This window comes from Pseudomonas sp. S11P7 (assembly GCF_023195435.1).
Classification (GTDB): domain Bacteria; phylum Pseudomonadota; class Gammaproteobacteria; order Pseudomonadales; family Pseudomonadaceae; genus Aquipseudomonas; species Aquipseudomonas fluorescens_G.
On record NZ_JALPKS020000002.1, the window covers coordinates 6,300,096 to 6,325,034 of the forward strand.

20 protein-coding genes and 4 pseudogenes are annotated in these 24,939 nt (G+C 62.6%); 11 read left to right on the forward strand and 13 right to left on the reverse strand.

Annotation, left to right across the window (positions count from 1 at the left end):
* Positions 1 to 57 precede the first annotated feature (57 nt).
* Genes M0746_RS28875 through M0746_RS28890 form a run of 4 tightly spaced genes read right to left on the reverse strand, consistent with a single transcriptional unit; the run spans position 58 to position 4,032 of the window.
* A complete protein-coding gene (locus M0746_RS28875) occupies positions 58 to 1,044 on the reverse strand; it encodes a lysylphosphatidylglycerol synthase domain-containing protein (protein WP_258447863.1) in 987 nt (328 codons plus the stop codon).
* Positions 1,041 to 2,315 carry a cardiolipin synthase ClsB gene (gene clsB, locus M0746_RS28880; RefSeq protein ID WP_203419677.1) on the reverse strand — a complete coding sequence of 425 codons (1,275 nt, stop codon included), beginning with the start codon at positions 2,313 to 2,315 and terminating at the stop codon, positions 1,041 to 1,043. Before clsB ends, M0746_RS28875 begins: the two co-directional genes overlap by 4 nt.
* The gene (locus tag M0746_RS28885) at positions 2,312 to 3,109 is read right to left on the reverse strand and encodes an endonuclease/exonuclease/phosphatase family protein (RefSeq protein ID WP_208939579.1); all 798 of its coding nucleotides are present in this window, start codon (positions 3,107 to 3,109) and stop codon (positions 2,312 to 2,314) included. The genes clsB and M0746_RS28885 overlap by 4 nt, the downstream gene beginning before the upstream one ends.
* Positions 3,106 to 4,032, reverse strand: coding sequence for a DUF72 domain-containing protein (locus M0746_RS28890; protein ID WP_258451407.1), 927 nt, complete (start codon positions 4,030 to 4,032; stop codon positions 3,106 to 3,108). Before M0746_RS28890 ends, M0746_RS28885 begins: the two co-directional genes overlap by 4 nt.
* A gap of 289 nt (positions 4,033 to 4,321) precedes the next feature.
* Here M0746_RS28890 and M0746_RS28895 point away from each other — a divergent pair, with 289 nt between their 5' ends.
* Entirely contained in the window at positions 4,322 to 6,424 is a 2,103-nt protein-coding gene (locus tag M0746_RS28895) for a mechanosensitive ion channel family protein (RefSeq protein WP_258451414.1), read from the forward strand.
* 146 nt (positions 6,425 to 6,570) lie between these two features.
* Here the strand turns inward: M0746_RS28895 and M0746_RS28900 are convergent, their stop codons facing one another.
* Entirely contained in the window at positions 6,571 to 10,833 is a 4,263-nt protein-coding gene (locus M0746_RS28900; protein ID WP_258451408.1) for a DEAD/DEAH box helicase, read from the reverse strand.
* A 303-nt stretch (positions 10,834 to 11,136) separates the two neighbouring features.
* Here M0746_RS28900 and M0746_RS28905 point away from each other — a divergent pair, with 303 nt between their 5' ends.
* Both M0746_RS28905 and M0746_RS28910 read left to right on the forward strand, forming a co-directional pair.
* Positions 11,137 to 12,021, forward strand: coding sequence for a sugar nucleotide-binding protein (locus M0746_RS28905; protein ID WP_093097887.1), 885 nt, complete (start codon positions 11,137 to 11,139; stop codon positions 12,019 to 12,021).
* A complete protein-coding gene (locus M0746_RS28910) occupies positions 12,014 to 12,946 on the forward strand; it encodes an NAD-dependent epimerase/dehydratase family protein (protein WP_258447864.1) in 933 nt (310 codons plus the stop codon). The genes M0746_RS28905 and M0746_RS28910 overlap by 8 nt, the downstream gene beginning before the upstream one ends.
* Before the next feature lie 207 nt (positions 12,947 to 13,153).
* Here the strand turns inward: M0746_RS28910 and M0746_RS28915 are convergent, their stop codons facing one another.
* The 5 genes from M0746_RS28915 to M0746_RS28935 all read right to left on the reverse strand — a co-directional run bounded on the left by M0746_RS28915 (position 13,154) and on the right by M0746_RS28935 (position 17,347).
* Entirely contained in the window at positions 13,154 to 13,852 is a 699-nt protein-coding gene (locus M0746_RS28915; RefSeq protein ID WP_258447865.1) for an OmpW/AlkL family protein, read from the reverse strand.
* Between the two features lie 249 nt (positions 13,853 to 14,101).
* On the reverse strand, positions 14,102 to 14,620 hold the full coding sequence (locus M0746_RS28920) for a DUF3299 domain-containing protein (protein ID WP_203419672.1): 519 nt from the start codon (positions 14,618 to 14,620) through the stop codon (positions 14,102 to 14,104).
* A gap of 11 nt (positions 14,621 to 14,631) precedes the next feature.
* Positions 14,632 to 15,897, reverse strand: a complete 1,266-nt coding sequence (locus M0746_RS28925; protein WP_258447866.1) for an ABC transporter permease — start codon at positions 15,895 to 15,897, stop codon at positions 14,632 to 14,634.
* A 1-nt stretch (position 15,898) separates the two neighbouring features.
* Positions 15,899 to 16,609, reverse strand: a complete 711-nt coding sequence (locus M0746_RS28930) for an ABC transporter ATP-binding protein (protein WP_016984101.1) — start codon at positions 16,607 to 16,609, stop codon at positions 15,899 to 15,901.
* A gap of 138 nt (positions 16,610 to 16,747) precedes the next feature.
* Positions 16,748 to 17,347, reverse strand: a complete 600-nt coding sequence (locus tag M0746_RS28935) for a DUF2796 domain-containing protein (protein WP_258447867.1) — start codon at positions 17,345 to 17,347, stop codon at positions 16,748 to 16,750.
* A 135-nt stretch (positions 17,348 to 17,482) separates the two neighbouring features.
* Here M0746_RS28935 and M0746_RS28940 point away from each other — a divergent pair, with 135 nt between their 5' ends.
* The gene (locus M0746_RS28940; protein WP_258451409.1) at positions 17,483 to 17,842 is read left to right on the forward strand and encodes a hypothetical protein; all 360 of its coding nucleotides are present in this window, start codon (positions 17,483 to 17,485) and stop codon (positions 17,840 to 17,842) included.
* 4 nt (positions 17,843 to 17,846) lie between these two features.
* On the opposite strand, the pseudogene M0746_RS28945 reads toward M0746_RS28940, so the two are convergent.
* The 3 genes and pseudogenes from M0746_RS28945 to M0746_RS28955 all read right to left on the reverse strand — a co-directional run bounded on the left by M0746_RS28945 (position 17,847) and on the right by M0746_RS28955 (position 20,015).
* Positions 17,847 to 18,719: pseudogene (locus M0746_RS28945) on the reverse strand (tetratricopeptide repeat protein).
* A gap of 181 nt (positions 18,720 to 18,900) precedes the next feature.
* A complete protein-coding gene (locus tag M0746_RS28950) occupies positions 18,901 to 19,554 on the reverse strand; it encodes a class I SAM-dependent methyltransferase (RefSeq protein WP_258451410.1) in 654 nt (217 codons plus the stop codon).
* Positions 19,551 to 20,015 carry a YbaY family lipoprotein gene (locus tag M0746_RS28955; protein ID WP_093097910.1) on the reverse strand — a complete coding sequence of 155 codons (465 nt, stop codon included), beginning with the start codon at positions 20,013 to 20,015 and terminating at the stop codon, positions 19,551 to 19,553. The genes M0746_RS28950 and M0746_RS28955 overlap by 4 nt, the downstream gene beginning before the upstream one ends.
* A 128-nt stretch (positions 20,016 to 20,143) precedes the next feature.
* Between M0746_RS28955 and nrdR the strand changes: the two genes are divergently transcribed.
* The 7 genes and pseudogenes from nrdR to M0746_RS28990 form a co-directional block, all read left to right on the forward strand.
* A complete protein-coding gene (gene nrdR, locus M0746_RS28960; protein ID WP_172833237.1) occupies positions 20,144 to 20,608 on the forward strand; it encodes a transcriptional regulator NrdR in 465 nt (154 codons plus the stop codon).
* On the forward strand, positions 20,605 to 21,735 hold the full coding sequence (ribD, locus tag M0746_RS28965) for a bifunctional diaminohydroxyphosphoribosylaminopyrimidine deaminase/5-amino-6-(5-phosphoribosylamino)uracil reductase RibD (protein WP_258451411.1): 1,131 nt from the start codon (positions 20,605 to 20,607) through the stop codon (positions 21,733 to 21,735). The genes nrdR and ribD overlap by 4 nt, the downstream gene beginning before the upstream one ends.
* A gap of 47 nt (positions 21,736 to 21,782) precedes the next feature.
* A complete protein-coding gene (locus tag M0746_RS28970; protein ID WP_090286709.1) occupies positions 21,783 to 22,445 on the forward strand; it encodes a riboflavin synthase in 663 nt (220 codons plus the stop codon).
* Positions 22,446 to 22,466: 21 nt separating this feature from the next.
* Positions 22,467 to 23,416 (forward strand): annotated as a pseudogene (gene ribBA / locus M0746_RS28975) (bifunctional 3,4-dihydroxy-2-butanone-4-phosphate synthase/GTP cyclohydrolase II); the annotation flags it as partial.
* 207 nt (positions 23,417 to 23,623) lie between these two features.
* Entirely contained in the window at positions 23,624 to 23,866 is a 243-nt protein-coding gene (locus tag M0746_RS28980) for a 6,7-dimethyl-8-ribityllumazine synthase (protein WP_258451412.1), read from the forward strand.
* Between the two features lie 192 nt (positions 23,867 to 24,058).
* Positions 24,059 to 24,549, forward strand: a pseudogene (nusB, locus tag M0746_RS28985) (transcription antitermination factor NusB).
* A 25-nt stretch (positions 24,550 to 24,574) separates the two neighbouring features.
* Positions 24,575 to 24,939: pseudogene (locus M0746_RS28990) on the forward strand (AIR synthase related protein); the annotation flags it as partial.

The following is a 24,939-nucleotide window of genomic DNA, read 5'->3' on the forward strand; positions in this document are numbered from 1 at the left end:
ATTCCAAATGTGGGAGCGAGCCTGCTCGCGAAGGGGCCATCAGCTTCACCACTAATCTCAGGAAGGCTTCTTCTCGATCCGCAACGCCTTGGCCTTCGCTTCCACCACCAGATACATCACCAGCGTAATCAGCAACGGCAGCAAAAAATAAATCGCCCGATACGCCAGCAACCCCGCCACCAGACTGCCGCGCGACACCTCATGTTGCAGCAGCGCGACGAACACCGCCTCGAGCACGCCAAGTCCGGCCGGGATATGGGTGATAACGCCGGCAATCGCACTGATCAGCAACACGCCCAGCACCAACGGATAATCGAGCTTGCTCGGCAGCAAGGTGAAAATCACCGCCGCCATCAACGACCAGTTCAACGCACCGAGCAGCAGTTGCAGAACTGCCATGCGCAGCGACGGCAGGTTGATTTCAACATTGCGAATCGACCATTCACGGCGTTTGGAAAAGCGGCACGCGGCCAGATAACCCGCGCTCACCAGCAACAGTAAAACGCCGATGCCCTGCAACGCGGTGCTGCTGATTTTCCAGCCCGGCGGCATGCTCACCAAACCGCTGGTGAACACCACGCCAGCGATGGTCATGTAGCCGAACCAATTGGTCGCCAGGCTCAGGCCGAGAATCTTGGCGATGTTGCTTTTGCTCACCCCCAGCCGCGAATACAGGCGGTAGCGCATGGCGATGCCGCCGACCCAGGCACTCAGATTGAGGTTGAACGCGTAACTGATGATCCCCACCGGCAGGATCTGCTTCCAGGTCAGATCCTGGCCGATGTAGGTGCGGCCAATCAGGTCGTAACTGGCGTAGACCAGAAAGCTCAGCAGGGTCAGGCTGGCGGCGATGATCAGCGTGCGCACTTTGAAATCGGCAAGGGTCTGCAGCACTTCGGCCCATTCGATGCGCATGGCGAACATGGTCAGCAAGACGATCAGGGCGAGAAAGAACAGCAGCGTCAGCGGACGCTTCCAGCGGCTCCACTTCGAATGTTGCGCGGGTGCCGAGTGCTCGGCCGAATGCGTTTCGGAATGGCTCATGTCAGGTTCCCTCGAAATGGCTTGAGCCTTGGTTTATGTGCCGGCAGCCAGCCGGCCATGGCCGGGAAATGCCGCAGGAAGTGAAACACCAGAAAACCCACAGTCATGTGCCAGATGCGCCCGCGCGGCAGCTTCGCCGGGTCCATGGCTTTGCAGTGGTTGCGGCTGAGGTCTTCGAGGCGCTCGTACAGATGCTGATTGAAGGCGCGGTCGCGGATCAGCACGTTGGCTTCAAGGTTCAACGACAAGCTCAGTGGATCGAGATTGCTCGAGCCGACAGTGCTCCACTCTTCGTCCATCAGCGCGACTTTGCCGTGCAGCGGGCGCTGGCAATATTCGTGAATCTGCACGCCGGCCTTGAGTAGGTAGTCATAGGTCATGCGTGCGGCGATCTTGGCCACCAGCATGTCCGGCTGACCTTGCAGAATCAGGCGTACCTCGACGCCCCGGCGCGCGGCATTACGGATTTCGCGCAGCAAGCGATAGCCGGGGAAGAAGTAGGCGTTGGCGATCACCACCCGGTGTTTGGCGTGGCGCAGCGCCTGCAAATACACATCTTCGATGTCGGTGTGATGCTGGTCGTTGTCGCGAAACACCAGGCGCACCTGGCCGTCGTGGTCGTTGAAAGCCATTTCGGCGCGTCGCTGGCGCCGGCGTTGCCACCAGAATTTCGCTCGCCCCGGACGACCGCTTTGCAGCAAGGCGAAGTGGTGAATATCGGCGACCGCCGGGCCCTGGATTTCCACCGAGTAATCCTGCTTGGCTTCGGGACCGAAATCGGCCAGGTGATCGCCGGAAAAATTGATCCCGCCGATGAACGCGATCGTGCCGTCGACCACCACGATCTTTCGGTGCAGACGGCGGAACCAGTTGGTGCGAATGCCCAGGTGCTTGGGGGCGGGGTCGAAGATTTGCAAATGCACGCCGGCGTCGCTGAGTGCCGTGAGGTAACCGGTGCTCAGCTCGCCACAGCCAAAGCCGTCAAGGCTGACCGTGGTGCGCACGCCCCGCCGCGCGGCGTCGATGAGAATTTCCTGAAGCTCGGCACCGACCTTGTCTTCAAAAACGATAAACGTCTCAAGGAGGATTTCACTTTTCGCCGCGCGCATCGCTTCGAACACTCGCGGGAAGTATTCCTCGCCGTTCTCCAGCAGTTCGATGCGATTACCGCCGTGCCAGCGGTACTCGACATCGACATGGCCGGGCTCGCGGACCGGCGGGGTGATGGTCATCGGCTCCACGGCGGATTTCTCCAGTGGCGAGCTGCTCATAGTTGGATCTCCACCGACAGCGGGACATGATCGGAAAGGTGTGACCAGGGCCGGTTCGCCAGAACTTTCGGCTGGCTGGCCTTGAGGTTGCGCACGTAGATGCGGTCCAGGCGCAGGGTCGGCAGGCGCGCCGGAAAACTGCGCGCCGGTTTGCCCTGATGTTCGGCGAACACTTCGCGCAAGCCGCACGGCTTGAGTTGCGCATCAGCGCGCTGGCGCCAGTCATTGAAGTCGCCGGCGACGATCACCGGCGCGTCCTGCGGCAATTCGGCCAGGCGTTGCATCAGCAGATCCAGTTGCGCGTTGCGATGGCTCTCACGCAAGCCCAGATGCACGCAGATCGCATGCACCTCAGCGCCGTCGCCGGGCAAGCGCAGCACGCAATGCAACAGGCCGCGGTTCTCGTGGCCGCTGATCGACACGTCGAGGTTATCGTGCCGGATGATCTGGAATTTCGACAGCAGCGCGTTGCCGTGGTCGCCATCCGGGTATACCGCATTGCGTCCATAGGCGAACTGCGGCCAGAGGCTGTCGGCGAGAAATTCGTACTGCGGCATCGTCGGCCAGTTGTCGAAGCGCTTGTGGTGGTGTTCGTGGGTGCCGTGGACTTCCTGCAAAAACACCACATCGGCGGCGACACTGCGCACCGCTTCGCGCAGCTCCGGCAGGATGAAGCGCCGGTTTAGCGCCGTGAAACCCTTGTGCGTGTTGACCGTCAGTACAGTGAAGGTGCTTACCGACGGCGCGCTTACCGAGCCTTCATCGGTGAAGCCGACCGGTTCTGGAATGCTCATGCCAACACTCCTTCGCCAGCGGGTTCGCCGGGGGCGGTGGCGAGGTCCTTGTCGAGATCGAAACGCTGCAACAGGTTGCGTGCGTCGTAGGGCGCGCGAACCTTGATGTCGTTGTCGAAATAGCAGAACACGTCGCGGGATTTGCGCGCGCGCGGTTTCAGGCGCGGGGCAATCAACTGCGCGTCTTGCGGTTGCCCGCCGTGGTGCCAGGCATCGATGCGCTCGGCCCAGCGCTCCAGAGCCTCGGCGCTATATCCGCTGGCGTAGAGCTCTTCGGCACCGTGCAGACGCAGGTAGACAAAGTCGCTGGTGACGTCTTCGCGGTACGGCCATTTATTCGCAGTGTCGGCGATCACCAGCGCGGTGTTGTGGCGCTTGAGCAGGCGTACGAATTCAGGATCGATAAAGCTGTCATTGCGGATTTCCACCGCATGGCGCAGGGGCTTTTTACGCCAGGCTTTGACGCTGACCGGGCCTCGCAGGTGCTCATCATGCTGACGGGCGAGTGCGGCGGCGGCTTCGGTGTCGCGCGGCAATTGAGCGAGGAAGTTTTCGAAGCGTTCAGGCTCGAATTTGAAGTTGGGCGGGAACTGCCAGAGGATCGGCCCGAGCTTTTCCTTGAGTTCCAGCACGCCCGAAGCAAAGAAATTCGCCAGCGGTTTTTCGATTTCGCGCAAGCGCCGCACATGAGTGATGAAACGTGGCGCCTTGACGCTGAAGACGAAGTTGTCCGGGGTTTCGGCGTACCACTGGGCGTAGCGTTCCGGCCGTTGCAGCGCATAGAACGATCCATTGATTTCGATGCTGTTGACGGCGCGCGAGGCGAATTGCAATTCGCGCTTCTGCGCCAGTCCCTTCGGGTAGAAGTCCCCGCGCCACGGGGCGTAACGCCAGCCTGAAATACCGATGTGAATCGCCGCCATCCCATCCTCCCGTAGAAAGTCCTCGTGTTGCCGGTGTTTTGTGATGACTGCGGCGGGGGCGGGAAAGTTTCGGCGGTGTTACGGGCGGTCACGATCGCCAATCGCCTCCGGTTCATTGTAGGAGCGAGCCTGCTCGCGAAAGCGCTGGGTCAGTCAGCAGAGCGGTTGAATATGAAGCCGCCTTCGCGAGCAGGCTCGCTCCCACAGGGATGTGTGTGGCCCTGATGCTGAACTTGCCGCGCGATTACCGATCAGTTCCTTACAGGTTCACTCACAGGAGCTCCGCGTGTTGACCAGGTTCAGGATCGCCATTGTGCTGGGAGCGCTGCTGTTTCTCGGCGCCAGTGAAGTCGAGGCTGCTGCGCTGCCGGGCGTTCCGGCCAACGCCGAAACCAGCGAAAAAGCCGCCGAGCCCGAGCCGCTGGTGCAGGGCGGGCTGCTCGGCGCGATCAGTACCAGCATTGATGACGTGCAGGAAAAACTCGACCTCAACGAAGATCTGGTCGACGCCTGGCGCCTGCGTGCCGACCGCGCCGCCGATGAGGTCGACAAACTGGTCAAGCAACCCTCGAATCGCTCGGGCTGGAGCGTCGCCGGGGATTTCCTCAGCTTGTCCGGCGCCTGGCTCGGTAGTTTTGCCGTGCTGACCGTACTTGGCAGCCTGTTGGCCAAACGCCTGCGCGAAGGCCGCTGGCTGCGCACGCGCCAGCGCGGTCAGGACCTGCTCGGTTATCTGCTGCCGTTCACCGTGCCAGCACTGATCTGCCTGCCGCTGACCCTTTATGTAAGTCATTTTCTGCAAGCCTCGGTGGGCCGCGCGCTGGCGCTGTGTCTGGCTTACGCGACCAGCAGTGGCATCTTTTCCACCTCGATGCTGCTGTGCGTGGTCGTGGTGTTCAATGTCGGGCATAAACGCACCGCCGCGCGAATCATCCGCCAATACTGTCCGCGACCGCTGTTCCTGATCGGCTTTCTTGCCGCGCTCAGCGATGCCTTGACCAGCCCGCAGATCGCTCGGCAACTGGGCGGCAACATCACCAGCAGCATCGCCGTGTTCACCGGCCTGATCGCTTCGATCATTTTCGGCCTGCTGGTGATTCGCCTGCGCCGCCCGGTGGCGCATCTGATCCGCAACCGCTCGCTGAGCCAGCGCCTGAAACAGCCGTCATTGCAAGAGTCGCTGCGGATTTTTTCCGGGCTGTGGTACTGGCCGATCGTGCTGATGGTGCTGGTCTCGGCAGTCAGCCTGATCGGCATCGGCGAGGACAACCAGAAAGCCCTGCGCTGCGCCTTGTTCACTACGGTATTGTTGATTGGCACGGTGTTTCTCAGCACTGTGCTGCAGCACCTGTTCAAGTCGCGCAAGGCCGAAGCGATCCAGCGCAGCAGCGCCTACAAGGAACGCTTTCTTAGCCTGTTGCACGCGTTGTTGCGGATCGTCATCGCGATTGCCTTCCTCGATATTCTCGGACGGATCTGGGGCGTGTCGTTGCTTGATTTTGCCCAGAGCAGCGCGGTGGGCCGGGCGATCAGCGAAGCCTTGAGCAGCATCGGTCTGATCTTTCTGGTGACGTGGCTGCTGTGGGTGGTGCTGGACACGGCCATTCAGGAAGCGCTGAAACCGCCGCTGAGCAAACGTGCGGCACGCCAGCCGAGCACGCGGGTGAAAACCATCCTGCCGCTGCTGCGCAACGCGATCAAAATCATCCTGGTAGTGATCTGCGCAATCACCACCATGGCCAATCTGGGGATCAACGTTGCGCCCTTGCTGGCGGGGGCCGGGGTGGTCGGTCTGGCAATCGGTTTCGGTTCGCAGCAACTGGTTCAGGATGTGATCACCGGGCTGTTCATCATCATCGAAGACACCCTGTCGATCGGCGATTGGGTGGTGCTCGATTCCGGGCATGCCGGTACGGTCGAAGGGTTGACCATCCGCACCCTGCGCCTGCGCGACGGCAAGGGCTTCGTGCACTCGGTGCCGTTCGGCCAGATCAAAGCGGTTACCAACCAGTCGCGGCAGTTCGCCTTCGCATTTTTCTCGGTGCAGTTCACCTATGACACTGACGTGGACAAGGCCATCGAACTGATCCGCGAGACCGGCGATTCGATCCGCGAAGACCCGTTCCTCAAGTACAACCTGCAAGGCCCGCTGGATGTGTTCGGGGTCGACAGAATGGATCTCAACGGCGTGGTGCTGACCGCGCAATTTCGCACGGTCTCAGGCGGACAGTATGCGGTGAGCCGGGCGTTCAACCAGCGTTTGAAGAAGCTTGTGGATAACACTGCGAATGTGCATTTTGCCCAGACTTATCCACAGCAGGTGGTGATGCCCAAGCGCCAGGCGGTGGATGAGGTGGCGGGGGCGCAGGTGCCGCAGGAATCGCGGACCTGATCTGAATGATGCGTTGCATGTCCCGGCCTCATCGCGGGCAAGCCCGCTCCCACATTGGTTTTGTGTACACCGCAGAACCCTGTGGGAGCGGGCTTGCCCGCGATGAGGCCAGAACAGACACCCTCAATTGCGGATGAGTTTCCTGCCTATCTGCTCAACGACCACCTGACCCCATTCCCCCAGATCTGCTGCTTGCCGGCAATCATTGCCGCCACCGCAACCCCATCGCGATACACCAGCCGATTACTCGCCAGCGCCGGGACTTTCACCCCGGGCAACAGGGTCCCGGCGAGGTTCAGCGGGTCGACCCCGCAGACCATCACCAGACTGCCGTCGTGCGGGCGTCGGCGCACTTCGCGCAACAGGGGAATCGCCTCGGGCAGGGCGAATTGTTCGCCCGCCAGACCACTGACGAAGCGCCCGCCACGAATCTCGCCACGCGCTTCGAGCCGATGGAATGTGCGCAAAAATTCGCGCCAGCTCGGCAACCAGTCCGCCTCGCGCTCGAGCAAGCGCCAGAACACCACGCCGTAGCGACGCAGCAACGTCATGGCGACATGCTCCAGCGTTTCGTTGTTATCCACAGCTGTACCGCGCCGCAACAAGGCCCAGCGTCCGGCATCGTCCATGCCGCCGACAAACGCGCCGCGCCCGCGCCGACTGCTACGCTGCTGGCGCTTGCTCGGCGGGGTGATCAGCGCGCGCAGGCCGGCGAAGCTGTCAGCGTTCACCAGCCCGGCGCCGACCAGTTCCTGCAAGGCGATTTCCAGTTCGCTGCGCAACAGGTGCGCTTCGTGAATCAGCTCATCGAAAAACAACGCGCCGTGCTGGCTCAAGGCGTCGAAGACCTTGCGGGTTTTCGGCGACAGCTCGTCTACCGGCGTCTGTTCGGCCAGCGCACTCCACAAGCCGACCTGACTGCGCGGCAGCAACACGATCGGTGTGCTGCGCAACGCCGTGCCGCTGACCTTTTGCCGAGCGCTGAGGCGCGTCCACACCAGTTTGCCGTTGCGGCACAGCTCATCCAGCCAGCTCGGTGAATAGTCCTTGAGCCGCGCCGGCAAAATGTCGCTGTCCCACGCCGAAGCCGCTGCCGCGTAGCCTTCGAACTGGCCGACAATTGCCGGCAACACCGCGCTGCCCTGACCGCGCGTCGAGGCTGACAGGTGCTGCCAGTCGAACAGAAAACGCATGAAGTCCTGCAACGCCACCGGTTCGATTTCCCGGCGCAAGCGCTTGACCGTGTAGCGATGGATGCGCGCGAGCAGATGCCGTTCGCACCATTCCTCTTGATCAAGGTTCGGCGTGAATTGGCCGCGCAGCACATAACCTTCGCGCTCCAGTCGGGCGAGGACTTGCGCGACCTGCGCAGTCGGCAACGCCAGCGGTTGGGCGATGGCGAGTAACGGCAGCGGGCCGAACCCGGCGAGGCGCGCGCGGATCACTTCGAGCAAGGCGTCATCGAAACTCCACGCCGCGTCGAAGCCCGGTAATGCGTCCAGCTCGGGATGCGGCGTGGCCTGTGGATAAAGCGCCTGCAGGCAGGTCAGACGTTCGCGGGCCAGCCACAAAGAATGCTCGGCATCGACCTGCAGACAACACGCGCGGCCACTGCTGGCCAGGGTCTGCAGCCACTCGCGCCAGCCGTCATTGGCGGCCACTTCCGCTGCGCTGATGCAGGCCAGGCTCATCAGCGCTTCGTGCATTTCATCCGCCGAATTCGCCGTTGGCCACGCTTCTTCGCATACGGCTGTAATGGCGTCGGCATCCAGTGCACCGAGGTCATCGGTCGATTGCGGATCGCTCCAGCGTCGGTTGATCACCGCTTGCGTGCGGCGCTCTTCCAGCGGCGCGTCATCGAGAAAGGTGTACGGCCGCGCGCTGAGAATTTCTGCGGCGAGCGGCGAGGGCGCCGGCAGGTCGCGGCTGATCAGGCGCACCTCGCCGCGCTCCATGCGGCGTAACAGCGTGAGCCAGCCTTCGCTGTCCATCGCTTCGTGCAGGCAATCGTCGAGGGTTTGTTCGATCAGCGGATGCTCGGGGATTTCCCGCTCGCCGGCGAGGTTTTCCAGGCAGGCGATCTGATCGGGAAACACGCTGGCGATCAGGTCTTCGCTTTTCATTCGCTGCAACTGCGGCGCGACTTTGCGCCCGCCGGTAAAGCGCGGCAGCGCCAGCGCGACCCCGGCATTCCAGCGCCAGCGCACGCCGAACAGCGGCGCGTCGAGCACGGCCTGGATGAGGATGTGTTCGGCACTGTTGCTGTGCAGGTAGCGCCACACCTCGTCGAGTTCAAAGCTGTGACTGGTCGACAGCGACAGCACGATCGCGTCTTCGCTGGCGGCGGCCTGCAATTCGAAATTGAAGGTGCGGCAGAAGCGCTTGCGCAGGGCCAGGCCCCAGGCGCGGTTGATGCGGCTGCCGAACGGCGTGTGGATGATCAGTTGTGTGCCGCCGGATTCGTCGAAAAACCGCTCCATCAGCAGCGTGTCCTGCGAGGGCAGGGCGCCGAGGGTCTGGCGTGCGCGGGCCAGATATTCGATCAGTTGCTCGGCGCTGGCGCGGTTGAGGCCCAGGGTCTGGGTCAGCCAGTCGAGCGCCGGTTGCAGATCGCCGGGGTTGGCGCCGAGCAATTCGTCGAGTTGCGCTTGCAGGCGTGCCACCGCGGCGGACAGCTCATCGCTACGCCCCGGCGCTTCGCCGAGCCAGAACGGAATGGTCGGCGGCTGGCCGTGGGCATCCTCGACGCGCACCTTGCCGGCCTCCACGCGCAGGATGCGGTACGACGTATTGCCGAGCTGGAACACGTCGCCGGCAATGCTCTCGACGGCGAAATCTTCGTTGACGCTGCCGATGTTCAGGCCTTGCGGTTCGAGCAGTACGCTGTAATCGGCGTTGTCGGGAATCGTCCCGCCGCTGGTCACTGCAGTCAGTTGCGCACCGCGCCGGCCACGCAAGGTGCGGCTGACGGCGTCGCGGTGCAGGTACGCGCTGCGGATGCCTTGGCGCCCGTTGTAACCCTCGGCGAGCATGCTGAGCAGCGCCTGATAGTGATTTTCGTCGAGGTCGCGATAGGGCGCGGCGCGGCGGAACATGGCCAGCAGCGCGTCTTCCGGCCATTCCTGGCAGCTGACTTCGGCAATGATCTGCTGCGCCAGCACATCCAGCGGCGCCTGTGGAATATGCAAAGTGTCGAGTTCGCCACGACGCACGCAGTCGAGCAGGGCGGCGCATTCGATCAGATCGTCGCGGGTGGTGGCGAACAAGCGTCCCTTCGGCGTGCCGCCGACCTGGTGGCCGGAGCGGCCGACCCGTTGCAGGAAACCGGCAATCGAGCGCGGCGAACTGATCTGGCAGACCAGATCGACTTCGCCGATATCGATGCCCAGTTCCAGCGACGCGGTGGCGATCAGCACCTGCAACTCGCCGCGCTTGAGCCGCTGCTCGGCATCGAGGCGAAACTCCTTGGCAAGGCTGCCGTGGTGCGCCGCGACGGCGTGCTTGCCGAGGCGTTCGCTCAGGTGCCGGCTGAGGCGTTCGGCCAAACGCCGCGTGTTGACGAAAATCAGCGTGGTGCGATGTTCGCGGGCCAGTTCGGCGAGGCGGTTGTAGACCAGCTCCCAAACGTCATTGGCCATCACCGCCGATAAGGGCACCGGCGGCACTTCGATGCCCAGATCCCGAGGGCGAGCGTGGCCAATGTCGATGATTTCGCAGGGCCGCTCATGGCCGACGAGAAATTGCGCCACGGCTTCGACCGGTTTCTGCGTGGCGGACAGGCCGATGCGCGTCAGTGGTTCGCTGCACAACGCTTGCAGGCGCTCCAGACTCAGCGCCAGATGACTGCCGCGCTTGCCGGCGGCCATCGCGTGGATTTCATCGATGATCACCGTACGCGTGGTGCCGAGCATTTTGCGGCCTGACTCGGAACCGAGCAGCACGTACAACGATTCCGGCGTGGTCACCAGAATATGCGGCGCAGTCTTGCGCATCGCCGCACGGTCTTTTTGCGGGGTGTCACCGGTGCGCACGGCGGTGGTGATCTGCAGCTCGGGCAGGCCCAGTTGGCGCAGTTGTTCGGTGATGCCGGCCAGCGGATTCTGCAGGTTGATCTGGATGTCATTCGACAGCGCTTTGAGCGGCGAAACGTAGACCACCAGGGTTTCGTCGGGCAGGCCGTCGGGGTTTTCCAGGCCGCGATGAACCAGATCATCGAGTACGGCAAGAAACGCAGTCAGGGTTTTGCCGGAACCGGTCGGTGCGGCGATCAACGTCGAGCGGCGCTGACGGATCAACGGCCAGGCACGAGCCTGGGCAGCGGTGACCGCCGGGAACGTGTGGCTGAACCAGGCGCTGACGGCGGGGTGAAAACCGGCCAGGGCGCTGTCGGCGGGGAGGGGCAGATTCATGGATAAAGTTATGCGGGGCGGGGAAGGAAGATGCAAGTACCGCTGGGGATCTTCAGAGGCAGTCAGGTCCTTATCGTCGGCAAGCCAACTCCCACAGGATTCATGCCTGGCACAAAACCTGTGGGAGCTGGCTTGCCAGCGATGAGGCCGGTTGCCTCAATACAAATTGCGGGATCTGCACATTACGGATGACGGTTGCGCACTAAACCCGCAAAATGCAACGATTCCGGCAATTATCGACGACGGTTCCACGAGAACCGTCGCTAAAGCCATCGTTCCAATCAGACTGGGCCTGCTGACTCTATGCGAATGCGCCTTATGTTACTGGGCGGCGGAAATGCCCTTGGGCAGGCGCTGATTCGCCTCGGTGCGGAGGAAGACATCGGTTTCCTCGCCCCCCGCCCGCCCGAAAACGGCTGGGATGCCGCGAGCCTGACGCAACTGCTGGACGACACCCGTCCCGATGCGTTGATCAACCTCGCCTACTATTTCGACTGGTTCCAGGCCGAGACCGTCAGCGAAACCCGCATGGCCGGGCAGGAACGTGCGATCGAGCGTCTGGCCGAACTGTGCCAGCATCACAACATCGTCCTCGTGCAGCCGTCCAGTTATCGGGTGTTCGACGGTTCGCGCGCCACCGCCTACAGCGAAAAAGACGAGCCAGTGCCGCTGGGCCTGCGCGGGCAAGCCTTGTGGCGTATCGAACAGAGCGTACGCGCCACCTGCCCGCAGCATGTGCTGCTGCGTTTCGGCTGGCTGCTCGATGACAGCCCGGACGGCACGCTCGGGCGTTTTCTCGCCCGCGCCGAGCAACCGGAAGAATTGCTGCTGGCCGATGACCGCCGCGGCAACCCGACGCCGGTCGACGACGCCGCACGGGTGATCATTTCGGTACTCAAGCAACTCGACTGCGCGGCGCCGCTGTGGGGCACGTATCACTACGCCGGCCATGAAGCGACCACGCCGCTGGCGCTGGGCCAGGCGATTCTCACCGAAGCACGCAGCCTGCACGCGCTGGCCATCGAAGCGCCGACCGCCCAGGCACACGCCGCACGGCCCGACGCTGCCGAAGAGCCGCAACACGCGGTGCTGGCCTGCAAGAAAATTCTGCACACTTTCGGGATCAAGCCGCGCGCCTGGCGTGCTGCACTCCCGGGCTTACTGGACAGGTTCTACCGTCATGGCTGAAGGTATCGTTCTCATCACCGGCGGAGCCGGTTTCATCGGCTCGCACTTGACCGACGCGTTGCTCGCCAAGGGCCACTCGGTGCGGGTGCTCGACGACTTGTCGACCGGCAAACGCAGCAACCTGCCGCTGGATAATCCCAAGGTTGAACTGATCGTCGGCGATGTCGCCGATGCGGCGCTGGTGGCGCACGCCATGCACGGCTGCAGCGCAGTCGCCCATCTGGCGGCGGTGGCGTCGGTGCAGGCGTCAGTGGACGATCCAGTGAAGACTCACCAGAGCAATTTCATCGGCACGCTGAATGTCTGCGAAGCGATGCGTCTGGCCGGCGTCAAACGGGTTTTATACGCCTCCAGTGCAGCAGTCTACGGCAACAACGGCGAGGGCGAGTCGATCAGCGAAGACACGCCGAAAGCCCCGCTGACGCCGTACGCCTCGGACAAACTGGCCGGTGAGCAGTATTTCGATTTCTATCGCCGCCAGCATGGCCTGGAACCGGTGATCTTTCGCTTCTTCAACATCTTCGGCCCGCGCCAGGATCCATCCTCGCCGTACTCCGGGGTGATCAGCATTTTCAGCGAACGCGCGCAGCAAGGTTTGCCCATCACCGTGTTTGGCGATGGCGAGCAGACGCGCGATTTTCTCTATGTCGAGGATCTGGTCAGTCTGCTGGTGCAGGGGATTGAAAAGTCTGATGTGCAGGTGGGCGCGGTGAACGTTGGCTGGAATCAGTCGATGAGCCTCAAGCAGATGCTCGAAGCATTGAAAGTGGTGGTCGGTGAACTGCCGCCAATAAGTTATGGCCCGGCGCGGGCGGGTGACATTCGCCATTCGCGGGCGGATAACCGGCGCTTGCTGGAGCGGTTTGAAATGCCGCGGCAGACGCCGATGAGTGTGGGGTTGGCGCGGTTGCTTGGGCGTGGCTGATAGAGCCCTCATCGGAACGCACCACCAATCCCCACCCATGAAAAAGGCGCCCTTCAACAGGCGCCTTTTTCACGGCCGGAACAAGCAATCCATCCCAGTGGCAAGGGAACATTGTCCCCCCGATCAATGGCGTACCGTCGTCGTCAGTTCTACGCCTGCCTGCCACGAAGCCTCATTCACCACCACGTGAACGTTCGGTCAATCGACTTAGAACTTATAGCCCAAACCGACCATGTAGATGAACGGATCGACATCGACGTTGACCCGAGCGCGAGTGCCCGGCGCGACGGCGTTGTTTTCGACGGTAGCGCGGGTATCGATGTCGATGTAGCGCACCTGGGCGTTGAGCATGATGTTGTCGGTCAGCATGTAGTCGGCACCGACCTGCCAGGCCAGGCCCCAGGAGTTTTTCGCCTTGAAGTTGCTGAACCCGTTGGCGCTGGCTTCGCTGCCGACGTGCTCGTCATAGATCCAGGTGTAGTTGATGCCGCCGCCAACGTAGGGCTGGAACGCCGATTTCGAATCCAGCGGGTAGTACACGACGCTGAGGGTCGGTGGCAGGTGTTTGAGGGTGCCGAGCTTGCCGTTAGCGGCGGGCAGAGCGGTGCCCTTGAGTTTGACGTCATGCTCGAACGGCGTGGCTGCGAGCAGTTCGAGGCCGACGTGGTCGGTGAGCATGTATGCGAAGTTCAGGCCCAATTGGGTGTCGCTGCTCATGGTCGCCTTGCCGCCCAGATTAGCGCCGCTCAACGGCCCCTGATCGACCTTGACGCTGGAGCTGTCGGCCTTCGGGTTGACGGTGATCGCACCGGCGCGGATCAGAATGTCGCCGGCCTCGTGGGCGTGGGCGAGCGGGGCTGCGAGCGCGAGGGCCAACAGCGAGGCGCTGAGCAAGGACTTGTTCATGGGGGCTCCGAAAGGACATAAGAAAAATCTGATGCCCTATGGTACGAAGCCAGCTGATCCGGTCTTTTGACTCAGCTCAATGAAACAGTGATGGGGCGAGGTTTAGTGGGGGCTTTGATGGCCCCATCGCTGGCAAGCCAGCTCCCACAATGATCGAGTCGTTCACCAATTTTGTGATCACCAACGAAATCTGTGGGAGCTGGCTTGCCAGCGATGGGGCCCTAACAAACAGCACAAAACCACCGGTATTTACTCCGGCAGCTCATACGCATAAATCTTCTGCGCCTCCATCTGATACCCGGCATCCGCCAGTTCGCTGCTCGATGCCTTGACCTGCAGTGGCCCCTCGACCCAGTACGGCTGATACAACTCGTCGAGCTTCACGCCGAGTTCGCTTTTCACATGCACGATCTGGTTCGACGGCGGTGGCGGCACGTGGATGCAGGCGCCGAAATACGGCACCAGCAGGAAATCCGTGGTGCGCCCCTCTTCGCTGACTTCCAGCGGCACAATGTAGCCCGGCAAACGAATGTTCTGCCCGTCGAGGCTCTGCACCACCGGCGCATTCGGCAGGTCCTGCTTGGCCGCCGGCGCGGACTCGGCCGACAGTGCATCGCCCATCTTCGACAGGTCATGCAGCGGGGTCATGTTCGGCACTTCCGGAGCGGCGTCCGGCGGAATCATTTCCGACCACGTCAGGTCCTTCGGCGCTGCCGCCCAAACGGGCAGGGCGATCAGCAACAGCAGCGCGAGCACGGCGCGGGGCATGGTGAACTTCCTCATAAACGGATCGACAGGCCATCGGCCAAAGATTGGCGATAAGCGCGCCAGGCCGGCACGCTGCCCATCAGCAGCGCGGCCGCCAGAATGCCACCGAGCAGCGTCCATTCATACTCGCTCGGCCACGCCAGCGGCAGATACAACCCGTAGTTGGCTTGCACGTAACCCTGCGCGGCGGCGATGCCGATGTACAACAGCGCCAGTCCGGCGATCACCCCGGTCAGCGCCAGGGCGAATGCCTCCAGCACCAGCAGGCTCGCGATGTGCCAGGGCCGCGCGCCCACCGAACGCAGAATCGCCATCTCGCGTCGCCGCTCGTTGAGGCTGGTGAGAATCGCCGTGAGCATGCCGATCAACCCGGTCAACACCACAAACAGCGAGACCACGAACAACGCTTTTTCGGCGGTGCTCATCAGGCTCCACAATTCCTGGAGTGCCACACCCGGGAGGATCGCCAGCATCGGCTCACCGCGGAATTCGTTGATCTCGCGTTGCAGGGCGAAGGTGGAAATCTTGCTGTTGAGGCCGAGCATGAACGCGGTGATCGCTTGTGGCGTCAGGTCCATGTTGCGCGCCTGATCCGCCGTGATCCGCCCATTACCGCGCGCCGGCACACCGTTGTGCCAGTCGATGTGGATCGCTTCCATGCCGCCGAGGCTGATGTGCAACGTGCGATCGACCGGGGTCCCGGTGCGCTGCAGAATACCAACCACGGTGAACGGTTTGTCGTCGTGCTTGACCAGACTGATCGCCGCCACGCCGTGGGCCAGCACCAGTTTGTCGCCGAGCTTGTAGTGCAACGCTTCGGCGACTTCGGCACCGAGCACTACTTCAAACGGATCTGTCGCAAACGCACGTCCGTCGGCCAGCGCCAAGTGCTGCTGACGGCCGTACTGGTAATGCTCGAAATAGGCTTCGGTGGTGCCCATCACCCGGTAGCCGCGATGGGAATCGCCGAGGGACATCGGGATCGCCCACTTCACTTTCGGGTTGTTGGCGAAGTGCTCGAAACTGTCCCAGCGAATATTGTTGGTGGCATTGCCGATGCGAAACACCGAGTACAGCAGCAGGTTCACCGAGCCTGAGCGGGCGCCGACGATCAGGTCGGTGCCGCTGATGGTGCTGGCGAAACTGGCTTTGGCTTCGGTGCGCACGCGCTCGACCGCCAGCAGCAAGCACACTGATAAAGCGATGGCGAACGCGGTGAGCAAAGCGGTGAAACGGCGGTTGGCCAGGCTGGCCATGGCCAGACGAAACAGATACATCTCAGACCTCGGCAGACGTGGCGGCGCGATTGAGCTCGGCCAGGGACAGGTGACGATCGAACAGCGGCGCCAGGCTCTGGTCATGGCTGACAAACAGCAAGCTGGAACCGGCCTCGCGGCACTCGGCGAACAACAGGCGAATGAAATTCTCGCGGGCGTCGTAATCCAGTGCTGAAGTCGGCTCGTCAGCGATCACCAGTTCCGGCTGGCCGATCAGGGCGCGCGCAGCCGCGACCCGTTGTTGCTGGCCGATCGACAACGAATCGGCGCGGCGGCTGAGGATGCTTTCGTCCTTTAACCCCAAGTGAGCGAGCAGGGTCGCGGCGGCCTGATCGACGCTGCCGTGGCGCTGTTTCGCTCGCTGGGCGCGCAGTTTCGAAAAGTGGCAGGGCAATTCGACGTTTTCGCGCACCGAGAGAAATGGCAGCAGGTTGAATTGCTGGAAAATGTAGCCGGTGTGATCGACACGAAAGGTGTCGCGGGCACCGGCGGAGAGCTCGGTCAGCTCCTGGCCGAGCAGGCGAATACTGCCACGGCCGGGCTTCTGCACACCGCCGAGCAAACCGAGCAGCGTGGTCTTGCCGCTGCCGCTCGGGCCTTTGAGGAACAGAGTCTCGCCGGCTTCCAGGCGAAACGCCGGAATGTCCAGCAACGGCGGGTGACCGGGCCAGTTGAAGCCCAGGTCGGACAGTTCGATGAGTGCTTGGGTCATGGCACCAATTTCATGGTTGAGACTGAACCCCTGTGGGAGCGAGCCTGCTCGCGAAGGCGCCGGATCAGTCGATATAAGTGTGACTGAAGTACCGCTTTCGCGAGCAGGCTCGCTCCCACAGTGGATATTCGGTGAGTCTTAGAACTTCAGCGACGCGGCTTTGGCCGTCACTTCCGTACCTTGCTGGCCGCTGGCGCTGATCAGTTGTACCTGAACCTTCTGCGTGGCCGGGAAGGTCTTGAACAGGTTCGTCAGATCCAGCGTCTTCAACGCACCTGGCGCAGTGCAAGTGAACTGATAGTGCGCATGGATTTCGCTGTGCTCGTGGTGATGCTCGTGGCCGTCCTTGTCCGCTTCATCTTCGTCATGATCGTCGGCATCCGGCTTGTCGCCGAACAGCGGACTTTTCAGTTCCTGACTGGCCACTTTGCAACCGGCCGCCGCCGGCAGACTGAACAGCGCCAACGGTTTTTCCAGCTGCGCACGAGCGGCAGCGATCTTGGCCTTGTCAGCGTCCGAAGTGGCCGCATGCTCGAAACCCACCAGATTCATCGCCGGGCTTTCCAGCTCAAGCTCCAGAGTCTGGCCATCGAGCGCGGCATTCAGTCGACCCACGCCGTGTTCATGGGCGCCGAGGCTGCCGTGCTCATGGTCGTGATCGTGGTCATGCTCGTCAGCGGCGTAGGCAACGGCCAGCGGCAACAGGGCAAACGGCAAAGCGAGCAACAAACGACGCATGGCGAACTCCGGGACGTGAAATGAAAAGTTTGTTATGTAATCTTATAACGAAAGTGCGCAGAGTTTGCCCGTGTGCTTGGCGTTACACAAGTCCCGTGGGAGCATGCAGGTCGGAAAAAGGCAGGAGCGAATTCAATGTTGCGGATACGCGGAACCGTCGGCGCGGTGCCGGTGGATTTGACGGTGGAGCTGGATGACAGTGACTGGGCCAGGCTTGGTTCGGCGCTCAGTGCTCCGGCGCCGCTGGCTCAGTCTGAAGTGGCGGCATCGGTGCCGGCGGCCAAACCACAGGGCCAGGACGATGCGTTGTGGCAGGTGGCGAAGGATCTGTTGCGTCAGGCCGGGCAGCTCAGCGGGCCGGACTTGCTTGATCAGCTGGAAGGGCTGACCGGCAGTGCAGCGGCGGGCAAGCGTTTGCTGGTGCGGCTGCGCCACAGTTCGCAGGTGAAAGTGCAGAGCGGCGCCGACACGCCGCTCTATAGCTGGATCGAGTGAACCCTTAGTACAGCGCAGCGAAGACCTTGCGGCGGTAAGCGGTCACCAACGGGTGATCGTTACCGAGCAGCTCGAACACTTGCAGCAGGGTCTTGTGCGGCAAGCCTTCGCCGTAGCTGCGATTGCGAATGAACAATTTGAGCAGGGCTTCCAGCGCCGCTTCGTATTGCTGACGGGCGAGCTGCTGGATCGCCAGTTGATAGGCCGCTTCATCGTCCTGCGGGTTTTGCGCCAGACGGCTTTTCAGCTCGGCGGCGTCCGGCAGGTCACGGGCCAGCCCGAGGAACTGGATCTGCGCCTTGGCGCCGGCCAGTGCGGCTTTGTGCTCGTCGCTCTTGACCGCGTCGAGCACGGTCTGCGCTTCGCTCAGCTCACCGCGTTCGGTCAGGCAGCGTGCATACAGAATCAGCGCCTTGGCATTGCTGTTGTCTTGCTGGAGCATGGCTACCAACGCCGCTTCGGCATCGGCGTAACGCCCGTCATCGAACAGCGCCTGAGCCTGTTCGAACGGATCGGCAGCGGCCGGTGGCGGCATTTGCACATGCGGTTCGAGCAGCGCGCGCCCCGGGGATTCCGGGGTGCCCCCGCGAAGGCCCGGACCGGGGGGCCGTCCTTAAAAACAACCCACGGTCGGCAGGCTGCGAATGCCGAAGCGGGCAACGATGTCCTGCTCGACGTCGCAATTGACCTTGGCCAGCAGCAACTCGCCCTGATAGCTCTCGGCGATACCTTGCAACATCGGCATCAGCGCCTTGCACGGGGCGCACCATTCGGCCCAGAAATCCACCAGCACCGGTTTGGTGAAGGAAGCCTCGATCACCGACTGGTCGAAATCGGCCGTCGTGGCGTCGAAGATGTACGGCGTTTGCTCACTCATGGGGGATCTCGTCAAAGCGTGGATGGGGCAACTATAAGGCTTGGTGGGGGTGGCCGGAAGCGGGGCGGGTTTTGGATATGTGTTGCCTGGGGAGGGCGCCTTCGCGAGCAGGCTCGCTCCCACAGTGATTTATGAACGACACAAGTCCCGTGTGGGAGCGGGCTTGCCCGCGATGCTTTAGCTAGCGCCGCGCATGGTAAAGGCTGACATGCCGAAATTCTTCAGGCTCGGCCAGATCGGGGAGGGTCATCGCCTCGAGCATTTCGATCCGCTCATACAAGGGATGGCGGAAATCCCGAACCCGCGAATCCGCCACCGTGGCCTCGCGGCCACGACTGAGAAAGGCATCGAGCAGCGGCAGATTCGCCCGGTCATACAGCACATCCGCGACCAGAATCAGATCGAAGCGATCGGCCTCGGCGAAGAAGTCGGTCGAATAATTCATCTCGACATCATTCAACACAGCATTCGCCCGACACGCCGCAATCGCCAGCGGATCGAGATCGCAGGCCACCACTTCCAGCGCGCCGGCTTTCACCGCCGCGATCCCGGCAATTCCGGAACCGGCACCGAAATCCAGCACGCGCTTGCCGCGCACCCACTCGGGAAACGCCGCCAGATAGCGCGCCACCGCCAGGCCGCTGGCCCAGCAGAAACTCCAGTAGGGCGGCTCGTGCAGGATGCGCTGGGTTTCTTCCTGGCTGAATTCGCGGGCCATGTTGTCGCCGTCGATCAGCCATAACTGCAAATCGGTGTCCGGCAACGCGCAGGCTTTCAGGCGGGCGTCGCCGAGCAATTCGCCCAAGGCCTGTTGCAGGTCGAGCGGTGCCGTCATGGGGCTTTGACGAATTGCAGTTGGCCCAGTGCCTGGGTGGTCGGCTGAGAAATGGTCTGCGACGGCAGGTGCAGAATCAACTGGCCGGACTGGCTGGCGCGACCACGCAGCTCAACCCGCGCACCGGCCGGAAACGCTTCGGGATTGAAGCGCAGGCGAAACGGCAGCAGCTGATTGGTGCCGATCAGGCTCGAGCTGGCGAGCAGTTGTTGCGGGCGATCCTTTTCATCGATCACCAGCAACGCCAGCTCGACTTCGGCCCCGGCGGGTACGCCTTGCAGGGTGCCGCTCAGTTCCCGCTGATAGGCCGGCAGCGGGCCGAGTTCGGCGGCCTCCTTGGCTTTTTTCTGTGCCTGCTGTGGCGCAGGGCCCGGCGTTGGCGGCTGGGGCTTGGGTGCGTCGCTGCCACAGGCCACCAGCAGGCTGAAAAGACTGAGCAATACGAGCGGACGTAACGGCATTGGAGGCTCCGGCAGAATGAATTCCATGGATCAAACGATCATGCCGTTCTGTATACCGCAAAGGCTATGGCTTGTCTTGCCACCGGGATGCGCTACCATGGCCCTCCCTTTTTTTGTTGCCAGCCACCATGCACTGTCCCTTCTGCGGTGCCAACGACACCAAGGTCATCGACTCGCGTCTGGTCGCCGAGGGCGAACAGGTGCGCCGCCGGCGTGAATGCCTGGCCTGCGGCGAACGTTTCACGACGTTCGAGACGGCCGAACTGGTGTTGCCGCGCCTGATCAAAACCGACGGCAGCCGCCAACCGTTCGACGAAGAAAAACTCCGTGCCGGCATGCAGCGCGCGCTGGAGAAACGTCCGGTGAGCGTCGAGCGCCTCGAATCCTCTCTGGTTCACATCAAGCACAAGTTGCGCGCCACCGGCGAGCGCGAGGTCAAATCCCTTGTGGTCGGCGAACTGGTCATGGCCGAACTGCAAAAGCTCGATGAGGTCGCCTACATCCGGTTCGCCTCCGTGTACAAGCGCTTCCAGGACCTCAACGAATTCCGCGAAGAGATCGACCGCCTCGCCCGCGAACCGGTGCAAGAATGACCGCCGCCGAGCAGGCCATCCTCGACGCGCATTTCATGGCGCGCGCGCTGGAACTGGCGCGCAAAGGTCACTACACCACCCATCCCAATCCGCGGGTCGGCTGTGTGGTGGTGCGCGACGGGCAGATTGTCGGCGAAGGCTGGCATGAACGCGCCGGCGAACCGCACGCAGAAGTTCACGCGTTGCGCGCTGCTGGTGAGCAGGCCCGCGGCGCCACGGCATATGTCACCCTCGAACCGTGCAGCCACCACGGCCGCACGCCGCCGTGCGCCGATGCGCTGGTGAATGCCGGCGTGGCGCGGGTGGTGGCAGCGATGCGTGACCCCAATCCGCAAGTCGCCGGACGCGGTTTGCAGCGCTTGGCTGATGCCGGTATCGCCACTGAAAGCGGGGTGCTGGAAGCAGAAGCACGCAAGCTCAATCAAGGTTTTCTGAAACGCATGGAGCATGGCTTGCCATTCGTGCGGGTCAAGCTGGCCATGAGCCTCGACGGTCGCACAGCGATGGAAAGCGGCGAGAGCCAATGGATCACCGGCCCGGCGGCGCGTTCAGCGGTACAGCGTTTGCGCGCTGAGGCGGCTGTGGTGTTGACCGGCGCCGATACCGTGCTGGCCGACGGTGCGCGCTTGACCGTGCGCGCTGACGAGTTGGGGCTGGATGCCGAGCAAACCGCGCTAGCCATGAGCCGGCCGCCGTTGCGCGTGCTGATCGACGGCCGCCTGCGGGTGCCGCTGGATGCGCCGTTCTTCAAGGCCGGCCCGGCGCTGGTCGCCACCTGCGTGGCCGTCGAGGAACAGTACGCCAACGGCCCGGAATGCTTGATCGTGCCGGGTGACGACGGTCAGGTCGATCTGCACCAACTCTTGCTGGAGCTGGCCCATCGCGGCGTCAACGAGGTGCTGGTCGAGGCTGGCCCGCGTCTGGCCGGGGCTTTCGCGCAGCTTGGTCTGGTGGACGAGTTCGTGATTTTCATCGCTGGCAAGTTTCTCGGCTCCACGGCGCGTCCGCTGCTCGACTGGCCGCTGGCCTCTATGAAGGATGCGCCGCAGCTGAAAATCACTGAAATCCGCGCGGTCGGCGATGACTGGCGAGTCACTGCCCGCCCTGTCCCTGCGGCGCGCGTATAATTCCCGGCCATCGCCTTAGCGCTGGCCCCGTTCTCAAGGAGAACCCCATGTTCACCGGCATCATCGAATCCATCGGCAGCATCCGTGCACTGACCCCCAAGGGCGGTGATGTGCGTGTGCATGTCGACACCGGCAAGCTCGACCTGAGCGACGTCAAGCTCGGCGACAGCATCGCCGTCAACGGCGTCTGCCTGACCGCAGTTGAGCTGCCGGGCAATGGTTTTGCCGCCGACGTCAGCCGCGAAACCCTCGACTGCACTGCCATGAACGACCTGAAAAGCGGCAGCCCGGTCAATCTGGAAAAAGCCCTGACCCCGACCACCCGTCTCGGCGGGCATCTGGTCAGCGGCCACGTCGACGGTGTCGGCGAAGTGGTATCGCGCAGCGACAACGCCCGCGCCGTGGAATTCTGCATTCGCGCGCCGAAGGAGCTGGCCAAGTACATTGCCCATAAAGGCTCGATCACTGTCGACGGCACCAGCCTGACCGTGAACGCGGTCGATGGCGCCGAATTCATGTTGACGATCATCCCGCACACCCTGAGCGAAACCATCATGGCGTCGTATAAGCCAGGTCGCCGGGTGAATCTTGAGGTCGACCTGCTGGCGCGTTATCTGGAGCGTCTGCTGCTGGGTGACAAGGCCGCCGAGAAGACCGCCGGCAGCACGATCACCGAAAGCTTTCTGGCCCAAAACGGCTACCTCAAATAATTCAAAAGAAGGGGGTGCCTTGTGGCGCTCAATAGCATCGAAGAACTGGTTGAAGACATCCGCCAAGGCAAGATGGTCATCCTCATGGATGACGAAGACCGCGAGAACGAAGGCGACCTGATCATGGCCGCCGAGTGCTGCCAGGCTGAACACATCAACTTCATGGCCAAGCACGCCCGTGGCCTGATCTGCATGCCGATGAGCCGCGAGCGCTGCGAGCTGTTGAAGCTGCCGCTGATGGCGCCGCGCAACGGTTCCGGCTTCGGCACCAAGTTCACCGTCTCGATCGAAGCCGCCGAAGGCGTGACCACCGGCATCTCCGCCGCTGACCGCGCGCGCACCGTGCAGGCCGCTGCTGCCAAGGACGCCAAGGCTGAAGACATCGTCAGCCCCGGCCACATCTTTCCGCTGATGGCCCAGGCCGGCGGCACCCTCGCACGCGCCGGCCACACCGAAGCCGCATGCGATCTGGCGCGCATGGCCGGTTACGAGCCAAGCGGGGTGATCTGCGAAGTGATGAACGACGACGGCACCATGTCCCGTCGCGCCGAACTCGAAGCCTTCGCCGCTGAGCACAACATCAAGATCGGCACCATTGCCGACCTGATTCACTATCGGATGATCCACGAACGTACCGTTCAGCGGATTGCCGAGCAGCCGCTGGACAGCGAACTGGGCCAATTCAACCTGGTGACCTATCGTGATTCGGTGGAAGGCGACGTGCACATGGCGCTGACCCTGGGCACCGTTTGCGCCGAAGAACCGACGCTGGTGCGCGTGCACAACATGGACCCGCTGCGCGACCTGTTGATGGTCAAGCAACCGGGCCGCTGGAGCCTGCGCGCCGCCATGGCTGCGGTCGCCGAGGCGGGCAGCGGTGTGGTGCTGTTGCTCGGCCACCCGCTCGACGGTGACGTGGGCTGCTGGCGCACATTCGCGAAACCGGCGATCAGAAAGCCGGCGAAAAAAAAAAAAGCCGAAAAAACTGTTTCGATCTGAAGTTGTGGTGAATGCATTGCCTCCGAATAATGACCGGCTGTTTCCGATTCCATTCGCGGCAAATAATCACTGAGGGGCGCGTAACAGACGCGTCCCGGCTCTTGAAGAGAACTGACGAATGACCCTGAAGACCATCGAAGGTACCTTCATCGCCCCCAAAGGCCGCTACGCTTTCTGTAGTGGGCCGCTTCAACAGCTTCGTGGTTGAAAGCCCGGTCAGCGGTGCCGTTGATGCCCTGGTTCGCCACGGCGTGAGGGAAAACGACATCACCATCATCCGCGCACCGGGCGCCTTCGAAATCCCGCTGGTTGCGCAGAAAGTCGCGCAGCAGGCGAGTTCGCCGCAATCATCGCCCTCGGCGCGGTCATTCGTGGTGGCACCCCGACCACACTTCGAATACGTGGCGGGCGAATGCAGATAAGACCCGGTCTGGCCTCCAGGTGTCCACGAGGTTCGCGTGTCGCTTTCGGTGTGCGAGTGCGTGCCGGTCGCGCCGGGTGCGACCTATTCCTCACCTCCTCGAACGTTCCGGCACCAAGGCCGGTAACAGGGCCGAAGCTGCCTGCCCTGTCCGCTCTGGAAATGGTCAGCCTGCTGGCGCAGTTTAGGCCAAGTGATGAGGGACGAAAGCGATCGTTTCAACCCGCGCGATCTGAAACCTGCGGGAGGCCGGCAAGCCCTCCCTAGTCAAGCGTCGCGAAGCCCGTCAGCTCGCGACTCAGGCGTTGTACCAGTGGCACATGGAGATCGCTGACGGATCGAAGCGCGGTTTCGCGTTGATAACGTTTCGCCGATGTCGATGGCGCCTATTTCCGCGAGATCCTGCACGAGTTCCGCAGTTCAGAGGCGAAATCGGCACCGCCCTGACGCCTTGCCTGGATCTGGCGATCGAAGGCTGGACCCGGACAGACTGGCGGTTCTGCGCCTGTCCACCTGGGAACTGCTCAAGCGCGTCGGCGTGCCGTACCGCGTGGTGATCAGCAGAGGTATCGAACTGGCGAAAGTCTTCCGGTTCGACCGACAGCCACAAGTTCGTCAGCAGCGTGCTCGACAAATGGCCCCGCTTGCCTGCGTGAAGCTGAAGTGAAGGCGTTCAAGCGCTGATCGGCGCTTGAGCGCTGTCTCAGCCATGGGCGAGTTTGGGCTGATCCGCAATTTCTTCGCCGCCGCGCTATATTGCGCAGGGCGGCGAAGGCGTTGCTCTCGGGATTGGCGTGACTGCGCCTTGCTGACAGTTCCGCCGGGGAACGGTTGACATTTCTACCGATACGCCTGGTGGCCGGTGTACTTTCGCCGACCTGCGATCCGTTTCCTGCTCGGTCAGCGCTCGCTGGCCGTTGCGATCAGTGACCTGGCCGCCATGGGTACCCACGCCTGTGCCTTTACCCTTGCCCTGACTGTGCCGACGGTGACCGCTGATTGGCTGCAAGCCTATACCCGCAGTTTGAACCGCATGGCGCAAGTTGCGGCGTGGCGCTGGTTGGCGGCGACACC

What these genes read in the sequence shown, in the direction of transcription:
- M0746_RS28875 (WP_258447863.1), bottom strand. Translation starts at nt 1,044, where the DNA reads ATGAGCCATTCCGAAACGCATTCGGCCGAGCACTCGGCACCCGCGCAA.
- clsB (WP_203419677.1), bottom strand. Translation starts at nt 2,315, where the DNA reads ATGAGCAGCTCGCCACTGGAGAAATCCGCCGTGGAGCCGATGACCATC.
- M0746_RS28885 (WP_208939579.1), bottom strand. Translation starts at nt 3,109, where the DNA reads ATGAGCATTCCAGAACCGGTCGGCTTCACCGATGAAGGCTCGGTAAGC.
- M0746_RS28890 (WP_258451407.1), bottom strand. Translation starts at nt 4,032, where the DNA reads ATGGCGGCGATTCACATCGGTATTTCAGGCTGGCGTTACGCCCCGTGG.
- M0746_RS28900 (WP_258451408.1), bottom strand. Translation starts at nt 10,833, where the DNA reads ATGAATCTGCCCCTCCCCGCCGACAGCGCCCTGGCCGGTTTTCACCCC.
- M0746_RS28905 (WP_093097887.1), top strand. Translation starts at nt 11,137, where the DNA reads ATGCGAATGCGCCTTATGTTACTGGGCGGCGGAAATGCCCTTGGGCAG.
- M0746_RS28910 (WP_258447864.1), top strand. Translation starts at nt 12,014, where the DNA reads ATGGCTGAAGGTATCGTTCTCATCACCGGCGGAGCCGGTTTCATCGGC.
- M0746_RS28915 (WP_258447865.1), bottom strand. Translation starts at nt 13,852, where the DNA reads ATGAACAAGTCCTTGCTCAGCGCCTCGCTGTTGGCCCTCGCGCTCGCA.
- M0746_RS28920 (WP_203419672.1), bottom strand. Translation starts at nt 14,620, where the DNA reads ATGCCCCGCGCCGTGCTCGCGCTGCTGTTGCTGATCGCCCTGCCCGTT.
- M0746_RS28925 (WP_258447866.1), bottom strand. Translation starts at nt 15,897, where the DNA reads ATGTATCTGTTTCGTCTGGCCATGGCCAGCCTGGCCAACCGCCGTTTC.
- M0746_RS28930 (WP_016984101.1), bottom strand. Translation starts at nt 16,609, where the DNA reads ATGACCCAAGCACTCATCGAACTGTCCGACCTGGGCTTCAACTGGCCC.
- M0746_RS28935 (WP_258447867.1), bottom strand. Translation starts at nt 17,347, where the DNA reads ATGCGTCGTTTGTTGCTCGCTTTGCCGTTTGCCCTGTTGCCGCTGGCC.
- M0746_RS28940 (WP_258451409.1), top strand. Translation starts at nt 17,483, where the DNA reads ATGTTGCGGATACGCGGAACCGTCGGCGCGGTGCCGGTGGATTTGACG.
- M0746_RS28950 (WP_258451410.1), bottom strand. Translation starts at nt 19,554, where the DNA reads ATGACGGCACCGCTCGACCTGCAACAGGCCTTGGGCGAATTGCTCGGC.
- M0746_RS28955 (WP_093097910.1), bottom strand. Translation starts at nt 20,015, where the DNA reads ATGCCGTTACGTCCGCTCGTATTGCTCAGTCTTTTCAGCCTGCTGGTG.
- nrdR (WP_172833237.1), top strand. Translation starts at nt 20,144, where the DNA reads ATGCACTGTCCCTTCTGCGGTGCCAACGACACCAAGGTCATCGACTCG.
- ribD (WP_258451411.1), top strand. Translation starts at nt 20,605, where the DNA reads ATGACCGCCGCCGAGCAGGCCATCCTCGACGCGCATTTCATGGCGCGC.
- M0746_RS28970 (WP_090286709.1), top strand. Translation starts at nt 21,783, where the DNA reads ATGTTCACCGGCATCATCGAATCCATCGGCAGCATCCGTGCACTGACC.